Below are 6,159 nucleotides of genomic sequence, written 5' to 3' on the forward strand. Positions count from 1 at the left end.
AGCTGATAGAAACAGAAGCCACTGGAGCACCTCAAAAACACCATCATACACTAAATCAGTAAGTTGGCAGCATCACCGCTTTATCGGCTTCGATTCTCATACGGATGGCTTGTTGCATACTTTTTGTAGCCCTTCATGGGGGAAGATCTTCTTGAGATCCTTTTATTCTGCGCGTAATCTCTTGTCCTGAAAACGAAAAAACCACCTGGGGAGGTGGTTTTTCGAAGGTTCAGTAAGTTGGGGAACTTCTGAACCGTGGTAACAGGGTGTACAAGACCGCTGCCACCAAATACGTCCTTTCAGTTTAGCCGTAGTTAGGCTTCAACTTCAAGAACTCTGCACCAGTAATCTCTTGTACACCCCTTTACCAGTGGCTACCGCCAATGGCGATTTGACGTGTCTGTAAGGGTTGGACTCAAGACGATAGTTACCTTACATGGCGCGGTAGTCGGACTGAACGGGGGGTTCGTGCATACAGTCCAGCTTGGAGCGAACTGCCTACCCGGAACTGAGTGTCAGGCGTGGAATGAGACAAACGCGGCCATAACAGCGGAATGACACCGGTAAACCGAAAGGCAGGAACAGGAGAGCGCACGAGGGAGCGACCCATTGGAAACGATGGGGATCTTTAAGTCCTGTCGGGTTTCGTCACCGCTGTCGGATTCATGGTTGAGCTCAGGCTCCCACAGATGCACCGAAAAAGTGTCTGTTTATGAATTCCGGCAGGGGGGCGGAGCCTATGAAAAAACGGCAACGCCGCATCCTTTTTTTGGCCCTTCCTGATTCGAGCGCTGCTTGCGTATCTCGTCATCTGTGAGCTGGTAACGCCCGCCGCAGTCTCACGGCAGGAGCGTAGCGACCGAGTGAGCGAGGAGGCGTCATTTCATCCTTAGCTGCATGTTGCACTTACGCCCGGCAGCCGCATTTTTTCCTTGTCACATGAAGCACTTTCATAAATAACCACTCCGCCTTAATATATTTAGCCAGTATACACTCCGCTAGCGCTACGTGACTGGTTCAGGGCTGCGCCCCGAAACCCGCTAAAAGCCACTGACGCGCCTGCGGCTTGTCCAACACCGCGTCGTCCGGGAAAGCATTTCCCGCCCGTCCCGGCGTTATCAGGAGGCCGGATTGGCAGACAAACGCAGCAAAATGCTCACCATGTGGGTAACGGAAGACGAGCACCGGCGTCTGCTGGAGCGCTGCGACGGTAAACAGCTCGCGGCCTGGATGCGCCAGACGTGCCTGGACGAGAAGCCGGCTCGCGCCGGCAAACTTCCGTCGATCTCGCCGGCGCTGCTTCGTCAGCTCGCCGGCATGGGAAACAACCTCAACCAGATTGCCCGACAGGTTAACGCCGGTGGCGGTACCGGGCACGACCGCGTGCAGGTCGTTGCCGCCCTGATGGCCATCGATGCCGGACTCGAACGGCTGCGGCACGCCGTGCTGGAAAAGGGGGCAGAGGATGATCGTTAAATTTCATCCCAGAGGGCGCGGCGGCGGCGCCGGTCCGGTGGATTATCTGCTGGGTAAAGACCGGCAACGCGACGGCGCCAGCGTTCTGCTGGGTAAGCCGGAGGAAGTCCGGGAGCTTATCGACGCCTCGCCCTACGCAAAAAAGTACACATCTGGGGTCCTGTCCTTTGCCGAAAAGGATTTACCGCCCGGGCAGCGCGAAAAGCTGATGGCGAGCTTTGAGCGGGTTCTGATGCCCGGACTCGACAAAGACCAGTACAGCGTGCTGTGGGTTGAGCACCAGGACAAAGGGCGACTGGAGCTGAACTTCCTGATCCCGAACACGGAGCTGCTGACCGGCAGACGTCTCCAGCCGTATTACGACCGCGCCGACCGTCCGCGTATTGATGCCTGGCAGACCATAGTGAACGGCAGGCTGGGGCTGCACGACCCGAACGCGCCGGAAAACCGGCGGGCGCTGGTCACGCCGTCCGCGCTGCCGGAAGCGAAGCAGGAGGCCGCCCAGGCGATTACGCGCGGCCTGCTTGCCCTTGCCTCATCCGGGGAGCTGAAAACGCGGCAGGACGTTACAGAGGCGCTGGAAAACGCAGGTTTCGAGGTGGTGCGCACCACGAAAAGCAGCATCAGCATTGCCGACCCGGACGGGGGGCGAAACATCCGACTGAAGGGAGCCATCTATGAACAGTCTTTTAACGCTGGCGAAGGACTTAGAGCAGAAATCGAAAGCGCAGCAGCAGACTACCGGCGAGATGCTGAAAGCCGCATTCAGCGAGCACGAGAAGTCTGTCAGAGCGGAACTGAGCGAAAGCGAGAAGAGAATCAGCGCCGCCATCCTCGACCACGACCGGAAGCTGTCCTCAGCCATGAGGCAGCGAACGAAAGGCATGGTGCGCATGGTCAGCCAGACGTGGCTGACCATCGTCCTGGTCTCCGCGCTGCTGATCGCCTCGAGCGCGGGCATTCTGTGGTGGCAGGGGCAGCAGATACTCGACAACTACACGACCATCCGGGAGCAGAAGAGCACGCAGGCCATGCTTTCAGAGAGGAACAGCGGCGTCCAGCTCACGACCTGCGGGGAAGAGAGACGCCGCTGCGTGAGGGTGAACCCGGAAGCGGGAAGATTCGGAGAGGATTCGAGCTGGATGATACTGGCGGGGAAATAGCACATGACGGAGCTGGAAAAACAGTTGCTGAGCGCATTAGAGCAGCTACAGCAGGACTACTCGAAAAGGCTGGACGAGTGGGAGAACGCCTTCGCGGAATGGCGGACGATGTCTGGGCTTATGCAACGGGAGAACGCGGCGCTGAGCGAGCGCGTCACGGGCTTGAGCAGGCAGGTGCAGAGTTTGAGCGAGCAGCTGCGCCGGTTGTCGAGCGGCTGAACGCCGTCGAGCTGCGTCAGCAGCATGAGCGGGAGCTACAGCACCAGAAAATGCTGGAAGCGGAGCGGGTACAGCGACAGAAAACCTATAACGGACCCACCCTTGGATAAGGGTAAAAAAAGAGTGGATTAAAGGCTGCCTTCTTTTCCCTGATTCCGGCCGGGCCTGCCTGCACTGGCTAAAGCCCTAAAACCGCGCAATCACCCGCGCGGGGGCGGTTCATTACCTGTTTTCACTGTCATACTTATTTGTCGGCTCTCTGATCGGTACCGGCTGACTGTTTGCACAAATTTTGTCGGACATCCTGACCCTCGATGTCCGTTTTTTTTGTTCAAAATCCCTGCTTAGTGACAACATCCGCCTGAAACCGCCCGCCATTCATCTTTGTGCATAGCCATGCAGCCGGTCAGAAATTATCAGGGCGGATTTTTGCGGTTTCGGGCAGGGGATAGGGCCGGGTTATGGCCCGGAGGCCGCAGAATGGCGCTGAGGGCGTCTGCGGGGGGGCGGGCAAGCACTCTTATGCTAAATAGGGCGGTCTTCGATGAAATTTCCATAGCTATTCTTACTAGAACGGTAGTTCGATTTATTCAACAAAGCCACTTTTGATGTAAAAAAACGGTCCCGTCATCTGGCAGGACCGTCGCTTTTTATAGAATAATCAATTCAGAGCGTAACTAATTACATAGTCGCCGACATTGGTACCCATAAAGTGGTGCCCACCGGCCATGATCACCAGATACTGCTTACCGCCTACCGAATAGGTCATTGGGGTCGCTTGGCCGCCAGCAGGCAGCGTATCGCTCCATAGTTCCTTTCCGGTATTGCTGTCATAGGCGCGAATCTTATTGTCAGTGGTCGCGGCAACAAAAGTTAGACCACCGGCAGTGATAATTGGACCGCCATTATTTGGTGTACCGATATTGATCGGTAATTTGGTCGGTAAACCAAACGGACCATTATTTTCCGCGCTGCCTAACGGATGCTGCCATACCACTTTCTGGGTATGCATATTGATGGCAGTAATCATCCCGTAAGGAGGTTCGTTACACAGCATCTTGGTGGCTGGGGCAAAGAATGGTGAAACATTAATTCCGTAAGGGGTATCAGCCATTGCACCGTTACCCTCTGCGCCACCGCCGGTCGGTTTATGTGCCGGAGAATCAATCGATACAAGACCTTGTTCATCGGCTTTCTTACGGGTGACCAACTGGTCATACATCGGCGTATTATTCCAGTTAGCAATTAAAAGCCCTGTCTGAGGATTGTAAGCCATACTTCCCCAGTCACTTCCGCCGTTATATCCGGGGTATTCGATCCATGGTTTGTCCAGAGATGGAGGAGTGAATTCTCCGACATAGCTTGCCTGGCGGAATTTAATTCTACACGCCAGTTGGTCAAACAGTGATATCCCCCACATTTTCGATTCGGTGAGTGGTTCTAATCCCAGACGTGGCATATTTACTGACCAGGGTTGAGTCGAGGTACGTGGATCAGAAGGAATGACACTGGCCGGTGCCGGTTTTTCTTCCACTTTGCTCAACGGCTTTCCGGTAGATCGGTTCAGCACAAATGTTTGCCCCCGTTTAGTGGGAACGATGACCGCCGGGATTGACTGGCCGTTCTGACCGGGAAAGTCAATCAAGGTCGGTTGTGAGCCCAGATCATAATCCCAGACGTCTTTATGGACGGTCTGGAATACCCATTTTTCATCGCCTGTATTCACATCCAGTGCAACAATAGAGGAGGAAACGCGGTTTTCATTCTCCGAGCGCATGGCACTGTAATAGTCAGCGGCTGAGTTACCGGTCGGTACATACACCAGCCCCAGTTTGTCGTCTCCGGTCATAGCTGCCCAAGAGTTAGGTGTGCCGCGGCTGTAATATTTGTCACCGGTCGGTTCGCTATGCACACTCGGATTATTCACATCCCAGGCCCACTTGAACTTACCTGTTTCGGCATCGTAACCACGGATAACACCTGAAGGTGCCCAGCGACGCTGGCCATCCAGCACTTCATGGTTAACGATAATCACACCGTTAACAATAGGTACCGGCGCAGTGACTGCAACAAATCCAGGTACAGTGTGTCCCAGACCGGTCAACAAGTTAGTCTGACCGTTATCACCAAACATTGTACAGGATTCACCCGTCTGAGCATCCACTGCCAGCAGACGTTCATCCAAGGTGCCGACAATCAGGCGATTATGACAAGACTGCCCTTCCGGCACGATCTTAGACGTATACCAAGTCAGACCTTTACAGGCTGCGGTGTAAGGTATGCTTTCATATTTTACACCACTGTCATGTTTCCAGATTTGTCTGCCGGTTTTTGCATCCAGCTTGATGATGTTGTTACGTGCTGAGCAGACATAAACAGCATCACCAACTTTAATCGGGGTGTTTTCGGCAGCCCACTTATTAGCCTGTCCGGGTTGCGGAAGATCACCGGTACGGTATGTCCATGCCCGGGTCAGTTTAGCCACATTGCCGGTATTAATTTCCTTAAGAGGTGAGAAGCGGGTGGCATGTGTATCTCGGCCATAGTAAGTCCAGTCGCTGTCCGGCTGTGAGTTTGCCGGTGGGTTGTCTTGACTGGCCAGCGGAGAACTCGGAGGCGCGTCAGTTGACTGAAAACTCTGGAAAGGTACAAAAGCCCATGCAAATGCAACAATAAAAATCACCACAAACAGCCCTGCAAGACCGCGACTCAGAGGTTTATATTGACCATTATTCAGTGACGGAAGGGCCAGCGATAGCAATAAGCCGATCACCGTAAGCACTGACAGTCTGGGGATCCAGCCCCAGTAGTCGGTGCCGCTTTCGTACATGGTCCAGAGTATGGTCACAAAATACAGGAGGTAAAATAGATGAACACCTGCTGTTTTACCCTTAAATAGCAGGACAGATGAAATAAGCAGAATAATCCCCGATATCAGGTAGTACCAGGATCCTCCCAGAGAAATCAGATAGCCGCCTCCGATAATCAGCGGTATCGCACAAAGGAAAAGGATAATTGATATTATCCTCACAAACAGTGACACTATATTCATAGCAACATCCCTAAAGATAAATACTGTATATTTATAAAGCAGTTTTATATAAGTTAAAAATAACACTTTATGACGAGAGAATGGTGATTCTAATTCCTATAATTAGGACAGGTATTTCAATGAAATCACCAATAACTTTATCATGCAACTGGCTTTTTTGGGTGATGCTGCCGGTGATGCTGCCAACTTACTGATTTAGTGTATGATGGTGTTTTTGAGGTGCTCCAGTGGCTTCTGTTTCTATCAGTT

4 protein-coding genes and 2 pseudogenes are annotated in these 6,159 nt (G+C 53.3%); 4 read left to right on the plus strand and 2 right to left on the minus strand.

Annotated features, from left to right (window positions below; all coding sequences use genetic code 11):
• Nucleotides 1-327 precede the first annotated feature (327 nt).
• Nucleotides 328-474: pseudogene (locus tag EKL29_RS23495) on the minus strand (replication initiation protein).
• Between the two features lie 678 nt (nucleotides 475-1,152).
• On the opposite strand from EKL29_RS23495, the gene EKL29_RS22790 reads away from it, so the two are divergent.
• From EKL29_RS22790 to EKL29_RS23055, 4 genes and pseudogenes are all read left to right on the plus strand, one after another.
• Nucleotides 1,153-1,476, plus strand: a complete 324-nt coding sequence (locus EKL29_RS22790) for a MobC family plasmid mobilization relaxosome protein (RefSeq protein WP_181833673.1) — start codon at nucleotides 1,153-1,155, stop codon at nucleotides 1,474-1,476.
• Nucleotides 1,466-1,783 (plus strand): annotated as a pseudogene (locus EKL29_RS23615) (nuclease); the annotation flags it as partial. The gene EKL29_RS22790 and the pseudogene EKL29_RS23615, both read left to right, overlap by 11 nt.
• A gap of 370 nt (nucleotides 1,784-2,153) precedes the next feature.
• Nucleotides 2,154-2,639: an MbeB family mobilization protein gene (locus tag EKL29_RS23050; protein WP_148104581.1), complete on the plus strand. Its 486-nt coding sequence runs from the start codon at nucleotides 2,154-2,156 to the stop codon at nucleotides 2,637-2,639.
• 3 nt (nucleotides 2,640-2,642) lie between these two features.
• Nucleotides 2,643-2,858 (plus strand): MbeD family mobilization/exclusion protein, encoded by a 216-nt coding sequence (locus tag EKL29_RS23055; protein WP_045619171.1) that lies wholly within the window; start codon nucleotides 2,643-2,645, stop codon nucleotides 2,856-2,858.
• Between the two features lie 661 nt (nucleotides 2,859-3,519).
• On the opposite strand, the gene EKL29_RS22800 is transcribed toward EKL29_RS23055, so the two are convergent.
• Nucleotides 3,520-5,910 (minus strand): membrane-bound PQQ-dependent dehydrogenase, glucose/quinate/shikimate family, encoded by a 2,391-nt coding sequence (locus EKL29_RS22800; protein WP_071283665.1) that lies wholly within the window; start codon nucleotides 5,908-5,910, stop codon nucleotides 3,520-3,522.
• Nucleotides 5,911-6,159: the final 249 nt, after the last annotated feature.

Origin of the sequence: Pantoea sp. YU22, assembly GCF_003970755.1 — a bacterium.
GTDB lineage: Bacteria > Pseudomonadota > Gammaproteobacteria > Enterobacterales > Enterobacteriaceae > Pantoea > Pantoea piersonii.

Coding starts and splice junctions, on each gene's coding strand:
- EKL29_RS22800 (WP_071283665.1), bottom strand. CDS start 5,910: ATGAATATAGTGTCACTGTTTGTGAGGATAATATCAATTATCCTTTTC.
- EKL29_RS23055 (WP_045619171.1), top strand. CDS start 2,643: ATGACGGAGCTGGAAAAACAGTTGCTGAGCGCATTAGAGCAGCTACAG.
- EKL29_RS23050 (WP_148104581.1), top strand. CDS start 2,154: ATGAACAGTCTTTTAACGCTGGCGAAGGACTTAGAGCAGAAATCGAAA.
- EKL29_RS22790 (WP_181833673.1), top strand. CDS start 1,153: ATGCTCACCATGTGGGTAACGGAAGACGAGCACCGGCGTCTGCTGGAG.